General features: G+C 39.2%; 17 protein-coding genes and 1 other annotated feature. Of the genes, 14 read left to right on the top strand and 3 right to left on the bottom strand.

The features are described from left to right. Nucleotides 1–3: 3 nt before the first annotated feature. From ruvB to yajC, 5 genes are read left to right on the top strand one after another with little or no spacing between them, the layout of a single operon-like run. The gene (gene ruvB, locus AC3ANV_RS06875) at nt 4–1,005 is read left to right on the top strand and encodes a Holliday junction branch migration DNA helicase RuvB (protein ID WP_488312892.1); all 1,002 of its coding nucleotides are present in this window, start codon (nt 4–6) and stop codon (nt 1,003–1,005) included. Further along, nucleotides 1,002–1,208, top strand: coding sequence for a DUF2905 domain-containing protein (locus tag AC3ANV_RS06880; protein WP_488312893.1), 207 nt, complete (start codon nt 1,002–1,004; stop codon nt 1,206–1,208). The genes ruvB and AC3ANV_RS06880 overlap by 4 nt, the downstream gene beginning before the upstream one ends. A gap of 18 nt (nt 1,209–1,226) precedes the next feature. Continuing rightward, nucleotides 1,227–2,255 (top strand): tRNA preQ1(34) S-adenosylmethionine ribosyltransferase-isomerase QueA, encoded by a 1,029-nt coding sequence (queA, locus tag AC3ANV_RS06885; RefSeq protein ID WP_488312894.1) that lies wholly within the window; start codon nt 1,227–1,229, stop codon nt 2,253–2,255. 27 nt (nt 2,256–2,282) lie between these two features. Continuing rightward, the gene (tgt, locus tag AC3ANV_RS06890; protein ID WP_488312895.1) at nt 2,283–3,422 is read left to right on the top strand and encodes a tRNA guanosine(34) transglycosylase Tgt; all 1,140 of its coding nucleotides are present in this window, start codon (nt 2,283–2,285) and stop codon (nt 3,420–3,422) included. Between the two features lie 30 nt (nt 3,423–3,452). Continuing rightward, nucleotides 3,453–3,749 (top strand): preprotein translocase subunit YajC, encoded by a 297-nt coding sequence (gene yajC / locus AC3ANV_RS06895; RefSeq protein ID WP_488312896.1) that lies wholly within the window; start codon nt 3,453–3,455, stop codon nt 3,747–3,749. A 48-nt stretch (nt 3,750–3,797) separates the two neighbouring features. On the opposite strand, the gene AC3ANV_RS06900 is transcribed toward yajC, so the two are convergent. Further along, the gene (locus tag AC3ANV_RS06900; RefSeq protein ID WP_488312897.1) at nt 3,798–4,157 is read right to left on the bottom strand and encodes a TIGR04086 family membrane protein; all 360 of its coding nucleotides are present in this window, start codon (nt 4,155–4,157) and stop codon (nt 3,798–3,800) included. Nucleotides 4,158–4,405: 248 nt separating this feature from the next. Here AC3ANV_RS06900 and AC3ANV_RS06905 point away from each other — a divergent pair, with 248 nt between their 5' ends. Beyond that, nucleotides 4,406–5,065, top strand: coding sequence for a DUF421 domain-containing protein (locus AC3ANV_RS06905; protein ID WP_488312898.1), 660 nt, complete (start codon nt 4,406–4,408; stop codon nt 5,063–5,065). A 318-nt stretch (nt 5,066–5,383) separates the two neighbouring features. On the opposite strand, the gene spoVB is transcribed toward AC3ANV_RS06905, so the two are convergent. Then, nucleotides 5,384–6,937 (bottom strand): stage V sporulation protein B, encoded by a 1,554-nt coding sequence (spoVB, locus tag AC3ANV_RS06910; protein ID WP_488312899.1) that lies wholly within the window; start codon nt 6,935–6,937, stop codon nt 5,384–5,386. 147 nt (nt 6,938–7,084) lie between these two features. On the opposite strand from spoVB, the gene AC3ANV_RS06915 reads away from it, so the two are divergent. From AC3ANV_RS06915 to dtd, 6 genes are all read left to right on the top strand, one after another. Continuing rightward, on the top strand, nt 7,085–7,381 hold the full coding sequence (locus tag AC3ANV_RS06915; protein ID WP_488312900.1) for a post-transcriptional regulator: 297 nt from the start codon (nt 7,085–7,087) through the stop codon (nt 7,379–7,381). A 149-nt stretch (nt 7,382–7,530) separates the two neighbouring features. Next, entirely contained in the window at nt 7,531–9,795 is a 2,265-nt protein-coding gene (gene secDF, locus AC3ANV_RS06920; protein ID WP_488312901.1) for a protein translocase subunit SecDF, read from the top strand. A 94-nt stretch (nt 9,796–9,889) separates the two neighbouring features. Next, nucleotides 9,890–12,253 (top strand): single-stranded-DNA-specific exonuclease RecJ, encoded by a 2,364-nt coding sequence (gene recJ, locus AC3ANV_RS06925; protein ID WP_488312902.1) that lies wholly within the window; start codon nt 9,890–9,892, stop codon nt 12,251–12,253. After that, a complete protein-coding gene (locus AC3ANV_RS06930) occupies nt 12,244–12,756 on the top strand; it encodes an adenine phosphoribosyltransferase (RefSeq protein ID WP_488312903.1) in 513 nt (170 codons plus the stop codon). Before recJ ends, AC3ANV_RS06930 begins: the two co-directional genes overlap by 10 nt. 238 nt (nt 12,757–12,994) lie before the next feature. After that, entirely contained in the window at nt 12,995–15,190 is a 2,196-nt protein-coding gene (locus tag AC3ANV_RS06935) for a RelA/SpoT family protein (RefSeq protein ID WP_488312904.1), read from the top strand. Nucleotides 15,191–15,200: 10 nt separating this feature from the next. Beyond that, a complete protein-coding gene (dtd, locus tag AC3ANV_RS06940; protein WP_488312905.1) occupies nt 15,201–15,644 on the top strand; it encodes a D-aminoacyl-tRNA deacylase in 444 nt (147 codons plus the stop codon). A gap of 130 nt (nt 15,645–15,774) precedes the next feature. Here dtd and AC3ANV_RS06945 read toward each other — a convergent pair whose 3' ends face one another. Then, nucleotides 15,775–17,289, bottom strand: a complete 1,515-nt coding sequence (locus AC3ANV_RS06945; protein WP_488312906.1) for an N-acetylmuramoyl-L-alanine amidase family protein — start codon at nt 17,287–17,289, stop codon at nt 15,775–15,777. Nucleotides 17,290–17,465: 176 nt separating this feature from the next. On the opposite strand from AC3ANV_RS06945, the gene AC3ANV_RS06950 reads away from it, so the two are divergent. Further along, nucleotides 17,466–17,642, top strand: a complete 177-nt coding sequence (locus tag AC3ANV_RS06950) for a hypothetical protein (RefSeq protein ID WP_488312907.1) — start codon at nt 17,466–17,468, stop codon at nt 17,640–17,642. A gap of 66 nt (nt 17,643–17,708) precedes the next feature. After that, nucleotides 17,709–17,949 (top strand) — a binding site (T-box leader). A 61-nt stretch (nt 17,950–18,010) separates the two neighbouring features. Beyond that, nucleotides 18,011–19,276 carry a histidine--tRNA ligase gene (gene hisS / locus AC3ANV_RS06955; RefSeq protein ID WP_488312908.1) on the top strand — a complete coding sequence of 422 codons (1,266 nt, stop codon included), beginning with the start codon at nt 18,011–18,013 and terminating at the stop codon, nt 19,274–19,276. Nucleotides 19,277–19,279: the final 3 nt, after the last annotated feature.

The following is a 19,279-nucleotide window of genomic DNA, read 5'->3' on the forward strand; positions in this document are numbered from 1 at the left end:
TTCATGGAAGACAGGATTATTTCTGGTGAAGCGAACCAGAACGAGGTAACCATTGAACAAAGTCTCCGGCCACAAACCTTAAAACAATATATCGGCCAAGATACTGTGAAGGAAAATCTTGGGATTTTCATTGAAGCAGCAAGACTACGCGGGGAGACGTTAGACCATGTCCTTCTTTACGGGCCACCGGGATTAGGGAAGACTACGCTTGCGGTCATCATTGCAAATGAAATGGGTGTCAATATCCGAACCACCTCCGGGCCGGCAATCGAACGGCCCGGTGATTTGGCGGCAATTTTGACTGCACTTGAGCCTGGGGATGTTTTATTTATCGATGAAATACATCGTCTGCCAAGAACAATTGAAGAAGTCCTTTACCCGGCGATGGAGGATTTTTGCCTTGATATCGTCATTGGGAAAGGCCCAAGCGCCCGTTCCGTCCGCCTTGACCTTCCTCCATTCACGTTAGTCGGAGCTACAACAAGAGCCGGCTCGTTATCAGCACCGTTAAGGGACAGATTTGGAGTTTTGAGCCGTCTCGAGTATTATAAGGAAGACCAGCTAAAAAATATTGTGAAGAGAACCGCTGAGTTATTCGAAACCAAAATTGATGATCCATCTGCTGCTGAAATTGCCAGAAGAGCAAGGGGAACCCCAAGAATTGCGAATCGGTTGCTGCGAAGGGTTCGAGATTTCGCTCAAGTTAAAAGCAATGGTGAAATTGATCTTGTCCTAGCAAAGGAAGCTTTAGAGCTGTTGCAGGTCGACCGGTTAGGTCTCGATCATATTGACCATAAATTACTTAAAGGAATTATTGAAAAATTCCGCGGCGGCCCGGTGGGGCTTGATACAATTGCAGCTTCTATCGGTGAAGAAGCAGAAACTATTGAAGATGTATATGAACCATATTTGCTGCAGATTGGCTTTTTACAAAGAACTCCCCGTGGCAGAGTGGTAACTGGTGCGGTTTATCACCATTTTGGTATGGAGGTGCCGGCACCGTGACGCATATTTCAAAAACGCTTATGATTGTTGGTGCGGTTATTTTTATCATCGGATTTCTGATGCCGTTTTTGCATTTTGGAAAACTGCCTGGGGATATCGTGATTAAAAAGGGAAATGCCACTTTTTATTTTCCGATTGTCACCTCGATTGCAGTAAGTATCATTTTATCTATCATTTTTTATTTGATAGGACGATTTCGATAAAGTAGGGATGTTATTTTTATGAAAGTAGATTTGTTTGATTTTCATTTGCCTGAAGAATTAATTGCTCAAGTCCCTTTAAAAAAGCGGACAGATAGCCGTTTGATGGTTTTGAATAAAGAATCAGGCGAGATAAACCATGATATTTTTAAAAATATTACCGAGTATTTGCGTGAAGGGGACTGCCTTGTGTTAAATGATACTAAGGTTCTTCCTGCACGCCTTTTTGGCGTCAAAAAAGATACAGGGGCAAAAATTGAAGTGTTACTTTTAAAACAGTTGGAAGGCGACCAGTGGGAAACGCTTGTTAAGCCGGCCAAACGAGTGAAAGAAGGAACAGAAATTGATTTCGGTGAAGGCCTTCTTACCGCGGTTTGCACAGGGACTTCCGAACATGGCGGCAGAATATTCGATTTCAAATATGAGGGGATTTTCTACGAGGTCCTGGATCAATTAGGTGAAATGCCGCTCCCCCCTTATATTAAAGAGCAATTAGATGATCGTGACCGCTATCAGACGGTTTTTGCCCGCGAGCCTGGTTCAGCGGCTGCTCCAACTGCCGGTCTTCACTTTACTGAAGAATTATTAAATGAAGTAAGGGAAAAAGGTGTTCATATTGCATTTATCACGCTCCATGTAGGTCTTGGTACGTTTAGGCCGGTAAGTGTTGATGATGTTTTAGAGCATGATATGCATTCAGAGTTTTACATAGTAACTGAAGGAACTGCGCGTTTGCTGAATGAAGTTAAAAGCAAGGGGGGCAGAATTATTACTGTCGGTACAACCTCCACAAGGACATTGGAGACGATTGCCGCTGAAAATGATGGTTTGTTTATTGAAGGCAGCGGCTGGACAAATATTTTTATCTATCCCGGGTATAACTTTAAGGCAATCGATGGCATGATTACCAATTTCCACTTGCCAAAATCAACCCTAATTATGCTCGTTAGCGCCTTGGCTGGAAGAGAAAATATTTTGCATGCCTATAACACAGCTGTAGAGGAGCGCTACCGCTTTTTCAGCTTTGGCGATGCAATGTTGATCATCTAGGTTTAGACATAGGAAGGAGTAAATGGATTGAGTGCGATTCGGTATGAATTAATTAAAACATGTAAACAAACAGGTGCCAGGCTTGGAAGGGTCCATACACCACATGGTTCTTTTGACACCCCGGCATTTATGCCTGTTGGAACTCTTGCCACTGTAAAAACAATGGCTCCAGAGGATTTAAAAGAAATGGGCGCAGGGATTATTTTAAGTAACACCTATCATTTGTGGCTTCGTCCCGGCCATGAGATTATTAAGGAAGCTGGCGGTCTTCATAAATTTATGAATTGGGATCGGGCGATTTTAACGGACTCCGGCGGCTTCCAGGTTTTCAGTTTAAGCGAATTCCGCAAAATTGAAGAAGAAGGTGTTCATTTCCGCAATCATATGAGTGGTGAAAAATTATTTTTATCACCTGAAAAAGCGATGGATATTCAAAATGCGCTTGGATCTGATATCATGATGGCCTTTGATGAATGTCCGCCATATCCGGCTACTTTTGAATATATGCAAAAATCAGTGGAGCGGACCTCAAGATGGGCGGAACGGTGTTTAAATGCCCATCAGCGACCTGAAGACCAAGGTTTATTTGGAATCGTACAAGGAGGAGAATATGAGGAGCTCCGGAAGCTAAGTGCTAAAGACCTTACTTCCCTCGATTTTCCGGGGTATGCTGTCGGAGGATTATCGGTTGGTGAGCCAAAGGATGTAATGAATCGGGTGCTCGAGTTCACTACACCGCTTTTACCATCCAATAAACCACGCTATTTAATGGGTGTCGGTTCCCCGGATTCGTTAATCGATGGTTCCATTCGCGGAATTGATATGTTTGACTGTGTACTGCCCACAAGGATTGCCCGAAATGGCACGTTGATGACAAGTACCGGCCGGTTGGTTGTCAAAAATGCAAAATTTGCCCGGGATTTTGGCCCGCTTGATGAAAATTGCGACTGCTATACTTGCCGAAACTACAGCAGGGCCTACATTCGCCATCTGATTCGCTGTGATGAAACATTTGGAATTCGATTAACGTCTTACCATAATCTCTATTTTCTGTTAAGATTAATGGAGCAAGTCAGACAAGCCATTATGGAAGACAGACTTGGTGATTTTCGAGAAGAGTTTTTTGAACGTTATGGCTTTAATAAGCCAAACGCGAAAAATTTCTAATAGATATTTTTGGAAAGGAGGGAAACAAGAATGGGACAAATTGGTACAATCATTCCGTTAATATTAATGTTTGTGTTGTTTTATTTTCTATTAATTCGCCCGCAGCAAAAACGCCAAAAATCGGTTTCACAAATGCAAAGCTCATTAAAAAAGGGTGATAAGATTGTTACGATTGGCGGGCTACATGGTTTTGTAGATTCGATTGACGATAGTAAGGTGGTAATTAAATGTGGAGACGGAAGCCGTCTTACATATGACCGCTCAGCTATTCGGGAAGTAACTGAACCAAGTAAGGAAGCTACAAAAGAAGTAAACCTTGAAAAATAAAACCATACAAAAAAGGAAGCCAAATGTAAATGGCTTCCTTTTTAATTATTAAATAGAACGAGTATTATTCGACGAAACATTTACTCCTAATATTCCACCCATCATCGCAATTAATGTGTAGCAGGTATGATAGATTAATTGATGAGCAGAAAACAAGCGATCATATCCCAAGTATTGAAACAAAAAGATAATAAGTGTGTAAATTAATCCTGTTACTCCCCCAATTAGCCAACCTTTTTCTTTACGTTTACCACCGGATAAAAACCCGCCACCGAAAAGCGCAATAAATGATACGGCAGTGATAATATATTGTACGGACGTTTCACGAGCGGACGTAAATCTAAGAATGAAAGCAAAAATTAAGCTGCAAACTCCTGCAAATAAGAAGATAAAGATTAATCCGTACAAAATTGATGTACCAAAACTTTTTGATTCGATGGTTCTCTCCCCCTTCAATTGCCTTTTAGACAGAATTATTTACTTTAAGTATCAAACTTAAGGAAAACAGTATCTTCCCTAGTACAAGCATATTCTTGCTTAGATCATTGTAGAATTGAAATTTCATCTGTTATTAGTGTATTTTGGAAGATAATTCCGATTATGTTTTAATTCAGAATGCCAACAATATATTTGAATGGAAAAAAAGGGGCGACAATATGGGAATATATTTGAGTATAATGTTTCGAACATTAATTTTATATTTACTAATGCTTGTAATTTTCCGTTTAATGGGTAAAAGAGAAATTGGAGAGTTAAGCATCCTTGATCTTGTTGTCTTTATTATGATAGGTGAGATGGCGGTTATCTCAATTGAAAATACAAAAGACCCTCTTACACATACGCTCGTTCCTATGGTTTTATTAATGATTATTCAAATCACACTGGCAATCGTTTCTTTAAAAAGTAAAAAATTTCGTAATCTCGTCGACGGTCAGCCAAGTATCATTATTAATCGTGGAAAAATAGATGAGAGTGCCATGAGAAAGCAACGCTACAATTTTGATGACTTAATGTCCCAATTAAGAGAAAAGGACATTCGCAGTATAGCGGATGTTGAATTTGCTATATTAGAGTCTTCAGGGCGATTATCTGTGATTGAAAAATTAAAGGACCCTAAAAAACCGCAAAAGAATGGAGATATTACGATCCCTTTGATTATGGACGGTGCCATTGAAGAGGAAAATTTGAAACGGATTAACAAAACGAATCTTTGGCTGCGGCAGGAATTGAAGAAAAAGGGATACAAGGATATTAAAAAGATTTCATTCTGCAGCTTTGAAAATGGCAAGTTCTTTATTGATTTGGAAGATGAATAATAACAAGGAAGACACGCTATTAGCGTGTCTTCAGATTGTCGAGAAAGGGTATTTTTCTCTGCAATTTTTTATTTTGTCAGAATCTAAATACCAAATTTATTGATTCTCCCTCTAATGTGCCTGTTGATTTCCGCTCCGGGCACTCGCTTTCCGCGGGGAGGTCCTGGAGCGCCAATCAACAGACATGTTGAAACCGATATACTAATAATATGGTAACAAATTAACGCGGTGAATTATTATAGTAATTGAATAAAATAATTGGCTGCCGAGGGTTTTTCGACAGCCTGAAGACACGCTATTAGCGTGTCTTCTTAATCGCTATCGAAAAGCCCAAAATCGGCGAATCCACGGAATTCGTTTTAACTCGTCTTTCTTAATCAGTGCAAACAACAGCAATAAAACTACATAAGAGACCGACATTCCCACTGTAGAAGCTAATACTCGAACGGCTAAATGCTCATTTAAGAGGATGTTTTCAAAAAGCCAATTGCCCAGCCAGCCTGACGCACCCATAACAAGAAATGCTTTTAAATAATCCCGTATATAGAAGGAAAAAGCTATTTTCTTTAGTACCGTGGCAAAATGAAGGACCGTAACTAAAACAAATCCTACGATAATCCCCAAAGCAGCACCCGTAATCCCGAAGGCCGGTTGGGAAGCTAATAGAAAGATAACTGCGGTTTTAACGATTGCACCGATTAAGCTATTAATCATCGCTGCCCGTGCAAGATTTAATGCCTGTAATACAGCCTGAAGGGGACCTTGATAGTAATAAAATAAAAAGAACGGTGCCATTAAACGAATAAAATAGGACCCTTTTGCAGATCCGTACATTAATTGCATGAGCGGATTGGCCAAGACGTATAGGACAATCACTGCTAGTCCACCGGTTAAAAAGGCAAAGCGTAATGCCTGCTGTAATCGATATTCTATCAATTTCTGGTTATTTTGGGTATTGGCTTCACTGATGGCAGGGACCAGAGATGTTGCTAACGAAAAAGTTACAAATGATGGCAGCATTAAAAGCGGCAGAGCATAACCGGTTAAGGCTCCATACTGTTTTGTAGCCTCGATTGCAGCAACGCCGGCTAGGGCCAGACTGTGGGCAACGACAATCGGTTCAAAAAACCAAGCTACTGAACCAATCATCCGACTCCCCATGGTTGGCATCGCTATATCCATTAAATCTTTAAATGTCTTCTTGCCTTTTTGGACAAATTGAAAAAAATCTTTCCTGAGCCTAAAACGTTTTTTTAATTTAAAAGCTGTCATTAAATACACCAGTGAAACCAATTCCCCAATTACAGATGCAACCATAGCTGCAGCAGCAGCATATTCGATTCCATAAGGAAGGAACGCTTTTGTCATTACAGCGATTAATGTGATTCTAACAAGTTGTTCCAATATTTGTGAGTTGGCAGCAGGCCGCATGTTCTGTCTTCCTTGGAAGTATCCTCTTAACACCGAAGAAACAGCAATTACAGGAACAACAGGTGCAATTGCTACTAAAGGGTAGTATGTTCGAGGATCGGTAAACAGTGTTGTTGACAGGAGTGGCGCAAGTAGAATTAATGCCGGTGTAAAAATAATTGAAAGAGTCAAGGTTGTTGCAAGTGCTACGACAAGTATTTTTTTTATTTCAGCATGGTCCCCTCTTGCCTCAGCTTCTGCTATATTTTTGGAGATAGCCACGGGCAGTCCAAGTTGGGTTATCGTTACAACTAGGATAAATGTGGGGAAGGCCATCATGTACAAGCCAACGCCTTCTTCTCCGATGCTTCGAGCAATGACAATACGGTTAATAAAACCGAGAATTCTTGTGAAAAATCCTGCAATTAACAGGATGAAAGTCCCTTTTAAAAACTTCGACATTCTACTTCCCACCTTCTCAAAAAAGAAGAATTCATATACAATTAACTATATGCAGATGGGTGGACAAAGCATGACAACAAAGCAGGTTGCTTTTTATAAAGAAAAAATTAAAATGGCACAAACATATGTCCTTAGGAGGCAGTTACAATGGAGACAAGCCACGAATACAATCATTTTCGCACCCAGGTTCAACCCGCTTTAGCAAGTAAACTATCGGAATTTCGATTGCTCGGTTATGATTATGTTTCAGAAGATGGGCTTTGGGAATTTTTGATTATGAAGAAATGGAAAAAGGTAAATGAAGAAATCAGATTATATGAAATTATCCAAGATATTTTGGGTGTTAAGGTAAGTGATTATATGAGCTTTACAACCATTCAAACCTATAAAACATCCGAGTTCTCATTGGATGAAGAAAACGACTGGAAAGAGCTATTGAAATAGGTATACCGGATTCTGTCCTTTTCACTTTTTGTAAATTGACAGCTTTTCCATCTTATTTCATAATGTAGGCAATGACATATTTTATTATTTTTGTATAAGGACAAAACGTCTCTTGCTTTTGCTTAAACCCTAAGGAGGAACAATACATAATGGTTAAACGCAGTAGAATCGTTGCTTTCCTACTTGTTATCTTACTTGTTGCAAGTACCATGGGAGTTACAACAAAAAACATTATCAACAAAATTAAGCTTGGTCTAGACCTTCAGGGCGGCTTTGAGGTTTTGTATGAGGTTCAACCAGCCAAAAAAGGACAAAAAATTGACAAAAATGTGTTGGCGAGTACTGCACAGGCACTTGATAAGCGGATCAATGTCCTTGGTGTAAGTGAACCGAGTATTCAAATCGAAGGAAATAATCGAATTCGCGTTCAGCTTGCCGGTGTAAGTGACCAAAATAAAGCACGCGAAATTTTGTCTACCCAGGCAAACCTTACGTTCCGTGATTATAATGATAAGTTAATGATGGATGGAACGGATTTACAACAAGGCGGTGCCAAGCAAACATTTGATGAAAACGGAAAACCAAGTGTTTCATTAACATTAAAGAGTGCCAGTAAATTTGCTAAAGTAACACAGGACATTGTCAACAAGGCTCCAAATAATGTTCTTGTTATCTGGCTTGACTTTGTTCAAGGAAAAGACTCATTTAAAAACGAAATAACAAAGCAAAAACCAAAATATTTATCCGCACCGTCTGTTAAGCAAGTATTTAACCAAAATACGGTGTCTATTGTAGGGAACTTCACTGCGACAGAAGCACAAACATTGGCATCGCTTTTAAATGCCGGAGCTCTTCCTGTTAAACTTAAGGAAGTTTACTCAACTTCCGTAGGAGCAAAATTTGGAGCACAGGCCTTGCATGATACTGTATTGGCAGGTCTGATCGGTATTGCAATCATCTATCTATTTATGCTTGTCTATTACCGTTTCCCGGGTTTGATTGCCGTTGTATCATTAAGCATCTATATTTATTTAATTTTGTTAATTTTTGACTGGATGAATGGTGTCCTGACACTGCCGGGCATTGCCGCATTGATTCTCGGTGTCGGTATGGCCGTGGATGCGAATATTATAACTTACGAACGAATTAAAGAAGAGATTAAAGTTGGTAAGTCTATTAAATCAGCGTTTCAGGCCGGAGAAAAAAATGCCTTTACAGCGATTCTGGATTCCAACTTGAATACCATTTTGACAGCTTCAGTTTTATTCTTTTATGGGACTAGCTCTGTAAAAGGGTTTGCAACAATGCTTATTTTGAGTGTTGTCATGAGCTTTTTAACTGCCGTTTACGGTTCACGATTATTACTCGGACTATGGGTCCACAGCCGTTTCTTAAATAAAAAGCCAAGCTGGTTCGGTGTGAAACAAGCAGATATTAAAGATATTTCGGAAAATTATGATACACTTGATCTTCCGACGAAATTTGACAACATTGATTTTGTTAAGAACAGAAAGAAATTCTTCTGGATTTCAGGTACTCTTCTCACAATTGGATTAATTTTGCTCATTATTTTCCGTTTAAATCTTGCTATTGATTTTACGAGCGGTACTCGAGTAGAAGTCCTATCGAAATCACCGGTTACGGTAGAACAAATAAAAAGTTCATTTAATAAATTGAATCTAAAAACTGATGATGTTGTCCTTTCAGGTAAGAACAATGAAATTGGGGCAGCCCGTTTGATTGGCGTTTTATCAAAAAATGAAATTGCTAATTTAAAGACATCCTTTAAAAAGGAATATGGGTCAGAGCCAAACGTAAGTACTGTTTCACCAACAGTAGGAAAAGAGCTGGCAAAAAATGCTATAATTGCTGTTTTAATCGCTTCAATTGGGATCATTATTTATTTAACTATCCGTTTTGAAATTTATATGGCAATCGCTGCAATTGCCGCAATGCTGCATGATGCATTCTTTATGATAGCCTTTTTCAGTATTACAAGGTTGGAAGTAGACTTGAACTTTATTGCTGCCGTTTTAACGATTGTTGGGTATTCAATCCATGATACGATTGTTACCTTTGACCGGATGCGTGAAAATATGCAAAAGAAAAAGCGGCTTAAAACCTTTAAGGATATTGCGGATGTTGTTAATACCAGTATCCACCAAACATTAACCCGTTCCTTAAATACTGTTTTGATGGTTTTAATTACTGTTATTTCACTGTTAGTTTTTGGTAGTCCGGCAATCCGCAACTTCTCGTTTGCATTGCTCATCGGCCTTTTAGTAGGTGTATATTCATCGGTTTGGATTGCATCTTCCTTATGGGTTGTCTTGAAAGCTAGAGAGTTAAAGAAAAAAGGCGTTATTAAAACAGTGAAAGAAAAGAAACGATACTCTGATCAGCCTCAAGTGTAATCAAAAGAAAAACCGCAGCTATGCGGTTTTTCTTTTGATTGAAAGCACAGGTCCCTCTCCTGTATAATAGTAAAGGTCTAAAGAGGTGAAAGGCATGTTAAAGTCGAAAACAAAATGGATTGTTAATAAAACTGATGTGCAATTAGTCAAAGTCCTGGAAAATGAATTGAAAATTACGCCTCTTGTAGCATCGTTGCTTGTCAACCGCGGATTAGATACCGTCGATTCTGCACGGTATTTTTTATTTGGGAAGGAAAAATTCCACGACCCTTACCTTTTAAAAGGAATGGATATTGCGGTAAAGAGAATACATGAAGCTATTAACAATCAGGAGCCAATCCTGATTTATGGGGATTATGATGCGGACGGAGTTAGCAGTACCTCGGTGCTAATGATCACGCTTCGTGAATTAGGTGCCAATGTAAATTTTTATATTCCTAATCGCTTTACAGAAGGATACGGACCAAATGAAGCGGCATTCCGCAAGGCGGCTGAAAATGGAATAAAATTGATCATTACTGTAGATACAGGGATTTCTGCTGTACACGAAGCAGCAATTGCAAAGGAACTGGGACTGGAATTAATTATTACCGATCACCATGAACCGGGACCTGTTTTGCCTGAAGCACTTGCTATTATTCACCCGAAGCTTCCGGATAGCATTTATCCATTTCGTGAGCTTGCAGGTGTAGGTGTCGCTTTCAAACTGGCACATGCACTTTATGGAGAGCTTCCTGAGCATTTGTTTGAAATTGCAGTAATCGGGACAATCGCTGATTTAGTCTCATTAAAAGATGAGAATCGTCTGATTGCCAAAAAAGGTTTGGAAATGTTAAAGGTAACAAAAAACATTGGTCTTAAAGCCATTTTAAAATTGGCTGGAGTCGATTCAAAATCTATAAATGAAGAAACCATTGGTTTTACCCTTGCTCCAAGAATTAATGCTGTTGGGCGTTTGGAAAATGCTGACTTAGCCGTTCAACTCATTCTAACAGATGATCCAATGGAAGCTGCAAGTTTGGCGGAAGAAATGGATGCTTTAAATAAAACCAGGCAATCGATTGTTAATACGATTACTGCAGAAGCAATTGAAGAGGTCGAGAAGAACTATCCAATTGAATCAAATAGCGTGCTTGTTATTGGCAAGGAAGGCTGGAATGCGGGAGTAATTGGAATTGTTGCTTCAAGGTTGGTTGAAAAATACTACCGGCCAACGATTGTCTTGAGTTTTGATCAGAATAAAGGGGTAGCTAAGGGCTCAGCCCGAAGCATTTCGGGATATGACCTTTTTCAGAATCTATCAACATGCCGGGATATTTTGCCGCACTTTGGCGGTCACACAATGGCTGCAGGTATGACACTTAAACTTGAGGATGTCTCAGAGCTTCGCACGAGATTGAATAAGCTTGCAAATGAGCAGCTAACGGATGAACATTTTATTCCTGTAACCTTGCTTGACGAGGAAATTCGACTCGAGGATGTAAACTTAGCAACTTTAGAAGAAATGAATCTCCTTTCCCCATTTGGAATGGACAACCCTAAACCGAAAGTATTAATTAATAATGTTGAAGTTGCATCCATGAGAAAAATTGGCAGCGAACAAAACCATTTAAAGGTATTGATCAATGATAAGGAAGCGAATCTTGATGGTGTAGGATTCGGATTAGGACCTTTAGTTGACCATATTTCTCCATCATCAAAAATTTCATTAATTGGAGAATTATCTGTTAATGAATGGAACAATATACGTAAACCACAAATTTTCATTCAAGATATTTCCGTCAGTTCATGGCAATTATTTGATTTTCGCGGAGTAAAGCGGATAAACAATATTGCCGAAACGATTCCACTTGAAAATCGAAAATTAGTAATTTTTAACAAAGAGCTGTCTGAAAAAGTCATACCTGCTCAGATGAACGAACTGATCTTTATTCGTGATGCAGAAGAAGCAAAGTCAGTTAATATAACAGATGCAAATGTTGTACTAGTGGATCTTCCCCCTTCAAAGGAAATACTTTTCCATTTAATAAAAGGGAAGCAGCCAGCCAGGATTTATACTTATTTTTATAAAGAATCCAGTGATTTTTTCAGCACTGTTCCAACCCGGGATCATTTTAAATGGTTTTATGCTTTACTTTTAAAAAAGGGGCCGATTGAGCTTGCCCGCTACGGAGATGAAATAGCAAAGCATCGCGGTTGGTCAAAGGAAACGATAATATTTATGTCAAAGGTGTTTTCCGAACTGGATTTTGTTACAATAAACAATGGATTTATTACTTTGAATAAACAATCGCAAAAGCGGGATTTAACAGACTCAAGAAGCTATCAAACAAAACAGGCACAATATGCTCTTGAAAGGGATTTGTTGTTTTCATCTTTTCAGGAATTAAAAGACTGGTTCGATCAAGTGATTCAAGAGTCAGTTGAAATTGAGGAGGCAATAAAAGAATGGACTTAAAGCAATTTGTTACTATTGTTGAGGATTGGCCGAAGCCGGGAATAAAATTTAAAGATATTACCACTTTAATGGATAATGGTGAAGCATATAAATATGCAACAGACCAAATCGTTTCGTATGCAAAAGAAAGAGAGATTGATCTCATAGTTGGGCCGGAAGCACGTGGTTTCATAATTGGCTGCCCGGTTGCCTATTCATTAGGAATAGGTTTCGCACCGGTCCGAAAAGAAGGAAAGCTCCCAAGAGAAACTATTAAAGTAAGCTATGGCCTGGAATACGGCAAAGATGTACTAACTATTCATAAAGACGCCATTAAACCCGGACAACGCGTATTAATCACTGATGATTTATTAGCAACCGGTGGAACAATTGAAGCAACGATCCAATTAGTGGAGCGGCTTGGCGGAGTTGTTGCAGGTATTGCTTTTCTAATCGAATTGTCTTATTTAGATGGCAGAAAAAAGCTTAATGGTTATGATGTCTTAACCTTAATGCAGTACTAACATGTAGGAGAGCACTCTGGTGAATGAGTGCTCTCTTCTTATAACAAAAATAACCTATCCAATTGGTTACAAGTAATTTTCGACATTTTTTTCGTAAATTAGAAAAAATACTTCCCTTTCTCTTTACATCTTAGCTTTTTTTTTCGATAATAGTAACAATCATTCTAATTTAGGAACTTTATTTTAAAGAGTGACATTTTATAAATAATAAATATGAGACGAAAATAAAGGTGATTTCATGGCGAACGATCAAGTGTTAACCGCCGAACAAGTCATCGATAAGGTTGCAGCCTATTTAAACGAAGAGAATGTAGAATTAGTAAAAAGAGCATATGAATTTGCTAAGCACTCTCATCGTGATCAATATAGAAAATCGGGTGAGCCATACATCATTCATCCTATTCAGGTAGCAGGTATATTGGCTGACTTGGAAATGGATCCCGCAACAGTGGCTGCAGGTTTTCTTCATGACGTTGTTGAAGATACGAATGTCTCGTTAAAAGACATTTCAAATGAATTTAATGACGAAGTGGCAATGCTTGTCGACGGTGTAACAAAATTAGGAAAAATTAAATACAAATCACACGAAGAACAGCAGGCAGAAAACCACAGAAAAATGTTTGTGGCAATGGCTCAGGACATTAGAGTTATCTTAATCAAGCTTGCAGATCGATTGCATAATATGCGGACGTTAAAACATCTTCCTTATGAAAAACAGCGCCGGATTTCAAATGAAACACTTGAAATTTTTGCACCTTTAGCTCATCGTCTTGGTATATCTAAGATTAAATGGGAGTTGGAAGATACTGCATTAAGGTATTTAAATCCACAGCAATATTACCGGATTGTTAACTTAATGAAAAAGAAGCGTGCTGAACGAGAGCAGTATTTAGAAGATGTCATTGCCGAAGTTAAAGGACGGCTGGGTGAAGTTTCTATTAAGGCCGAGCTTTCCGGACGACCAAAGCATATTTACAGCATTTATCGGAAAATGGCCTTGCAAAATAAGCAATTCAGTGAAATTTATGATTTGCTTGCAGTTCGGATTGTTGTTAACAGCATCAAGGATTGCTATGCAGTTTTAGGGATTATTCATACTTGCTGGAAACCGATGCCGGGGCGTTTCAAAGATTACATTGCGATGCCAAAGCCGAATATGTATCAATCCTTGCATACAACTGTGATAGGGCCAAAAGGCGACCCGCTGGAGGTACAAATTAGAACATTTGAAATGCATCGAATTGCTGAATTCGGTATTGCTGCCCACTGGGCATATAAAGAAGGTAAGGCGCTCAACGATAGTACTACTTTTGAACAAAAGCTTACCTGGTTTAGAGAAATACTTGAGTTTCAAAATGAAACTCAAAATGCGGAAGAATTCATGGAATCGCTTAAAATCGATTTGTTTTCCGATATGGTTTTTATTTTTACCCCAAAAGGCGACGTAATTGAGTTGCCGTCAGGTTCAGTGCCTATTGATTTTGCCTATAGAATCCATTCTGAAATTGGCAATAAAACAATAGGGGCAAAAGTGAACGGCAAAATGGTGACACTTGATTACACACTTAAGACAGGTGATATCATTGAAATTTTAACATCCAAGCATTCCTATGGACCAAGTCAGGATTGGTTGAAGCTGGCTCAAACATCACAGGCGAAAAATAAAATCCGTCAGTTTTTTAAGAAACAACGCCGGGATGAGAATGTTGATAAAGGTAAAGAACTTGTTGAAAAAGAAATCCGCAACATGGAGTTTGATATTAAAGAAATTTTAACTCCGGACAATCTGAAAAAGGTTGCCGAAAAGTTTAATTTTTCTAACGAAGATGATATGTATGCAGCCGTTGGCTATAATGGGGTAACCGCCCTTCAAGTCGCCAATCGATTAACGGAAAAATGGCGCAAAAAACGGGACCAGGAACAATCAGCAAGCATTACGAATGCCATCACTGATTTGAAATCATTCCCTTCAACGAAAAAACGCGAATCCGGTGTCCGAGTATCCGGTATTGATAATTTGTTGATCCGTCTATCAAGATGCTGCAATCCGGTTCCAGGAGATGAAATTGTCGGATTTATTACAAAAGGCCGAGGCGTTTCAGTTCATCGCTCAGATTGTCCTAATATTGATTCAAATGATGCACAATCAAGATTGATTCCGGTAGAGTGGGAATCGTCCTTGAATGACCGGAAAGAGTATAATGTAGATATTGAAATTAGCGGTTACGATCGAAGAGGACTTCTAAATGAGGTTTTACAAGCAGTTAATGAAACGAAAACGAATATTTCCGCTGTTTCGGGAAGATCGGACCGTAATAAAATGGCGACCATTATCATGTCAATTGCGATTCACAATGTGAGCCATTTGCATAAAGTAGTTGATCGGATCAAACAGATACCTGATATATATTCTGTTCGCCGGATCATGAATTAAGGAGTATGAAATGCGAGTAGTGGTACAACGCAGTAAAAGTGCCCGAGTGTCAGTGGACGGGGAAATTACCGGTCAAATCACGAAAGGGCTTGTCCTTTTAGTTGGAGTAACGCACGAGGACAGGGAAGAAGATGCTGCTTATTTAGCGGATAAAATTATAAACCTTCGAATTTTTGAGGATTCATCAGAAAAAATGAATTTATCATTATTAGACGTTGGCGGTGAAATACTTTCTGTTTCCCAATTCACCTTATACGGGGATTGCCGTAAAGGGAGAAGGCCGAATTTCATGGAAGCAGCAAAGCCTGATCATGCACTTGAAATGTATGAAGCTTTTAACAGCATATTGCGTGAAAAAGGCATTCATGTTGAAACAGGCCGTTTTGGTGCAATGATGGATGTTGCATTGACCAATGACGGTCCGGTGACACTAATTTTAGAAAGTAAATCATAAAGAAAACTCGCCAATTGGCGAGCCCCTAAGGGCGAAGATAGAGACGTAGTTGCACTTATGCGAAATAGGAAAGTTTATACTTTCCTATTAGCTAAAAAAGCTTGGCACCAATATTCGGTGCCAAGCTTTCTTAATTTTCCTTAAAAAACCGTGCCAGCCCATTGTATAGGCCTGTAGCGGCATTTTCTTGAAACTGTCCGGAATTCACGGTCATTTCTTCTTCCGGATTGCTTAAATAGCCTAACTCTATCAGGGTTGCTTTTTGACTATTTTCCCTGATTACGTGAAAATCGCCAAACTGAACTCCTCTGTTTTTTAACCTTGTTTGATTTACTGTTGAAGTGTAAAGATATTCAGCTAACGGCTTTTGAAAAGTATGATAATAAAATCCGGTCATCCCCCGTGTGCTTCGGTCTGTACTGCTATCATAATGCAAACTAATAAAGGCATCAGCTTTGAAAGAGCGGGCAATACTTACACGTGACGGCAGGGGAATATAGGTATCATTATTTCTTGTTAGGTATACATTTGCACCTGCTGCTTTTAACTTATCGTATAATAGCTTTCCAGTTCGGATGGTTAAATTCTTTTCATGTGTTCCGCTGGCACCGGTTGTTCCATTGTCTTCACCGCCGTGACCGGGGTCAATTACAATTGTTTTGTTTTTTAAATAGGATTCTACGCCATTTTTCTCAATTCGGGGTGCCGTTCCATTGATGGAAACCATCCATCCGGCCACATAGCCATTCGAGCCATTTTTCAGCTTTATTTCATACCATTCATTTGCTAATCCTTTTACAGCAAACGTATCTCCTTCATTGGCCCGCTGAACAACATCTGCTTGGACATTTGGAGCTTTTCTGATATTAGTTCCATCTTGTAAAATTGTTACATTACTATCCTTAACAGCATGTTCTGCAGAAGAATTAGGGGTGTTTTTATCTAGATACCATCCGGCTACCCAGCCATAGCTCCCTTTTTTATATTCGATTTTTACCCAATTGTTATTCTCTGCTAAAATGGGAAAACTTTGTCCCTGTGTAACGTTTCCGAGAATTGGGGAATTCAAAGAACTGTTGCTGCGTACACTCAGACTGCCGGCTGTTACCGTTCCGATGTTTCCAACCGCAGTATGGCTATTGTTTATCATTTTAAAATCAAGATACTGTTTGGCTACCCAGCCTGAACCAAATGAGGAGGAGATTTTGATCCAGTTTTCATTATCATCGATAACAGTGACCGTTTGTCCTTTATTTAAATAGCCAATGATTTCAAAGCTTGTCCCCGGCCCGGATCGAACTCTTAATTGATTCGTATTTGCAATAGCGTCAGAGGTATTCGAACTAGTAGATATTGAATTTGCTTTTGGCGTATCTTTTGTAACCAGCCAATTGGCGACCCATCCCGTTTTTCCAGAGGAAAGATCAACCTGAATCCAATCGCCATTATCTTTTAAAATGGTATATTTTTCCCCTCTGTTTGCTTGTTTTACTAGATTGTAGCTTAGGCTTGGGCCGCTGCGAATATTGACGGAGTCAGCAGAAATGATAATTGATCCACTTGCTGCAATACCTTTCCCTTGAGGAAGGAAGGCAGCGAATATCAAAATTATACAAAATAAAAACAGACTATATTTTTTGAACATCGAGACTCTCCCATATGCATTTTTTATCTATTTTATCGTAAAAAGTCCTGAAAATCATTCCTAATTTACTAAAATTGGCCAATAAGTTGATTCCCTAAAATCCTTTTTCGACTGCAAGTTTTCTGCAATAGTGGAAATAATAGAGATTATAGTGAATAGGACAGAGGTGAATTGCTTTGAGAGCCAGTGAGAAGGGAATGAATATTCAGTCAATGGACGGCCGGCTTTTTGGTGTTGACTTTCATGATTTTATCCAAAAAGAGCAGCATGCCAACACATTTGAGCTTGCATCTGAATTTGGTTTAACGATCGGTGATGTCAGAAAGTTAAAAAAACATTTAGAGAGATCGTAAAACGCTCTTGACATTAGAATGGATGCTCCGTATTATTATATAAATAAAATGAAAATATTAATTGAGATATAACCAATGATGGAGCATAGTAATTAAGCTAAACACATGAAAAGAGAGGAAATGTCCTGGGCTGAAAGCATTTCTACATGATTCTTAATGAATGAACACTCCGAAGGCTTCTCTCTGAAAAGCTTATGCTTAGTAGGAGATGAACGTTAGCAGGCGTTAACTGTAAAAGAGGAAGGCTTATGTTTTATGCCTTCAACTAGGGTGGCACCACGGGAATTTAATAACTCTCGTCCCTTGTATTTATACAAGGGATGGGAGTTTTTTTATGTTCTTTAATTTATTCAAGGAGGATTTCCGCTATGTCAATAAGCATTCCAAGAGGAACGCAGGATATATTGCCAGGAGAAGTAGAAAAATGGCAGCTGATTGAAAACAAGGCTAGAGAGCTCTGTGAGAAATACCAATACCATGAAATTCGTACACCAATTTTTGAACATACGGATCTCTTTTTAAGAGGTGTCGGTGATACAACGGATATTGTTCAAAAAGAAATGTACACCTTTGAAGACAGGGGCGGGCGCAGTATTACGCTAAGACCTGAGGGAACTGCTTCAACAGTTAGGTCCTTTGTAGAGAAAAAGATGTTTGGCTATGCCAATCAGCCTGTAAAGCTATATTACATGGGCCCGATGTTTCGGTATGAACGCCCGCAGGCAGGCCGTTTCCGTCAGTTTGTCCAATTTGGTATTGAAGCCTTAGGGAGTAATGATCCTGCGATTGATGCTGAGGTAATTTCTCTTGCGATGAACCTTTATAAAGAAATGGGTTTAAATAAGCTAAAACTTTTCGTCAACAGCCTTGGAGATAAGGAGAGCCGCACTGCTCACAGGGATGCTTTAGTTAACCATTTCAAACCGCGGATTGGTGAGTTTTGTAAAGACTGTCAAAACCGGCTTGAAAAAAACCCATTGAGGATTCTGGATTGTAAGCAGGACCACGAACATGAACTAATGAAATCGGCACCGTCCATAATTGAATATCTAAATGATTTTTCAAAAGCTTATTTCGATAAGTTACAACAGTATTTAACTCAATTAGATATCCCATTTGAGGTTGATCCAAATCTCGTTCGCGGTTTAGATTACTATAATCATACTGCCTTTGAAATTATGAGCAATGCTGAAGGCTTCGGAGCAATTACTACTTTATGCGGCGGCGGCCGTTATAACGGTTTAGCTGAAGAAATCGGCGGCCCGGAAACGCCTGGGATTGGCTTTGCCTTAAGTATTGAACGTTTTATTGCCGCTCTTAATGCCGAAGGAGTAGAACTTGAAATGAAGGAAGGCATCGATTGCTATCTGGCGGCTCTTGGCGACGAAGCGAAGGACTATACAGTAGGACTATTGCAACAGCTTAGAATGTCAGGCTTTTCAGCGGAAAGAGATTACTTGGACCGAAAAATTAAAGCTCAGTTTAAAGCAGCTGACCGTTTAAAAGCAAAGTACGTGGCCATCCTTGGCGATGAGGAATTAAAAAACAATAAAATCAACGTAAAAAATATGGCTACCGGAGAACAAGTAGAAATAGACCTAGATTCGGTTATTAAATATTTTCAAGAATTGTAAGGA

The organism is Neobacillus sp. DFD-2R (assembly GCF_057747865.1).

Excerpts from the sequence above, each read along its gene's own strand:
- ruvB (WP_488312892.1), top strand. The coding sequence starts at position 4 with ATGGAAGACAGGATTATTTCTGGTGAAGCGAACCAGAACGAGGTAACC.
- queA (WP_488312894.1), top strand. The coding sequence starts at position 1,227 with ATGAAAGTAGATTTGTTTGATTTTCATTTGCCTGAAGAATTAATTGCT.
- yajC (WP_488312896.1), top strand. The coding sequence starts at position 3,453 with ATGGGACAAATTGGTACAATCATTCCGTTAATATTAATGTTTGTGTTG.
- AC3ANV_RS06905 (WP_488312898.1), top strand. The coding sequence starts at position 4,406 with ATGGGAATATATTTGAGTATAATGTTTCGAACATTAATTTTATATTTA.
- spoVB (WP_488312899.1), bottom strand. The coding sequence starts at position 6,937 with ATGTCGAAGTTTTTAAAAGGGACTTTCATCCTGTTAATTGCAGGATTT.
- AC3ANV_RS06915 (WP_488312900.1), top strand. The coding sequence starts at position 7,085 with ATGGAGACAAGCCACGAATACAATCATTTTCGCACCCAGGTTCAACCC.
- secDF (WP_488312901.1), top strand. The coding sequence starts at position 7,531 with ATGGTTAAACGCAGTAGAATCGTTGCTTTCCTACTTGTTATCTTACTT.
- recJ (WP_488312902.1), top strand. The coding sequence starts at position 9,890 with ATGTTAAAGTCGAAAACAAAATGGATTGTTAATAAAACTGATGTGCAA.
- AC3ANV_RS06930 (WP_488312903.1), top strand. The coding sequence starts at position 12,244 with ATGGACTTAAAGCAATTTGTTACTATTGTTGAGGATTGGCCGAAGCCG.
- AC3ANV_RS06935 (WP_488312904.1), top strand. The coding sequence starts at position 12,995 with ATGGCGAACGATCAAGTGTTAACCGCCGAACAAGTCATCGATAAGGTT.
- dtd (WP_488312905.1), top strand. The coding sequence starts at position 15,201 with ATGCGAGTAGTGGTACAACGCAGTAAAAGTGCCCGAGTGTCAGTGGAC.
- AC3ANV_RS06945 (WP_488312906.1), bottom strand. The coding sequence starts at position 17,289 with ATGTTCAAAAAATATAGTCTGTTTTTATTTTGTATAATTTTGATATTC.
- hisS (WP_488312908.1), top strand. The coding sequence starts at position 18,011 with ATGTCAATAAGCATTCCAAGAGGAACGCAGGATATATTGCCAGGAGAA.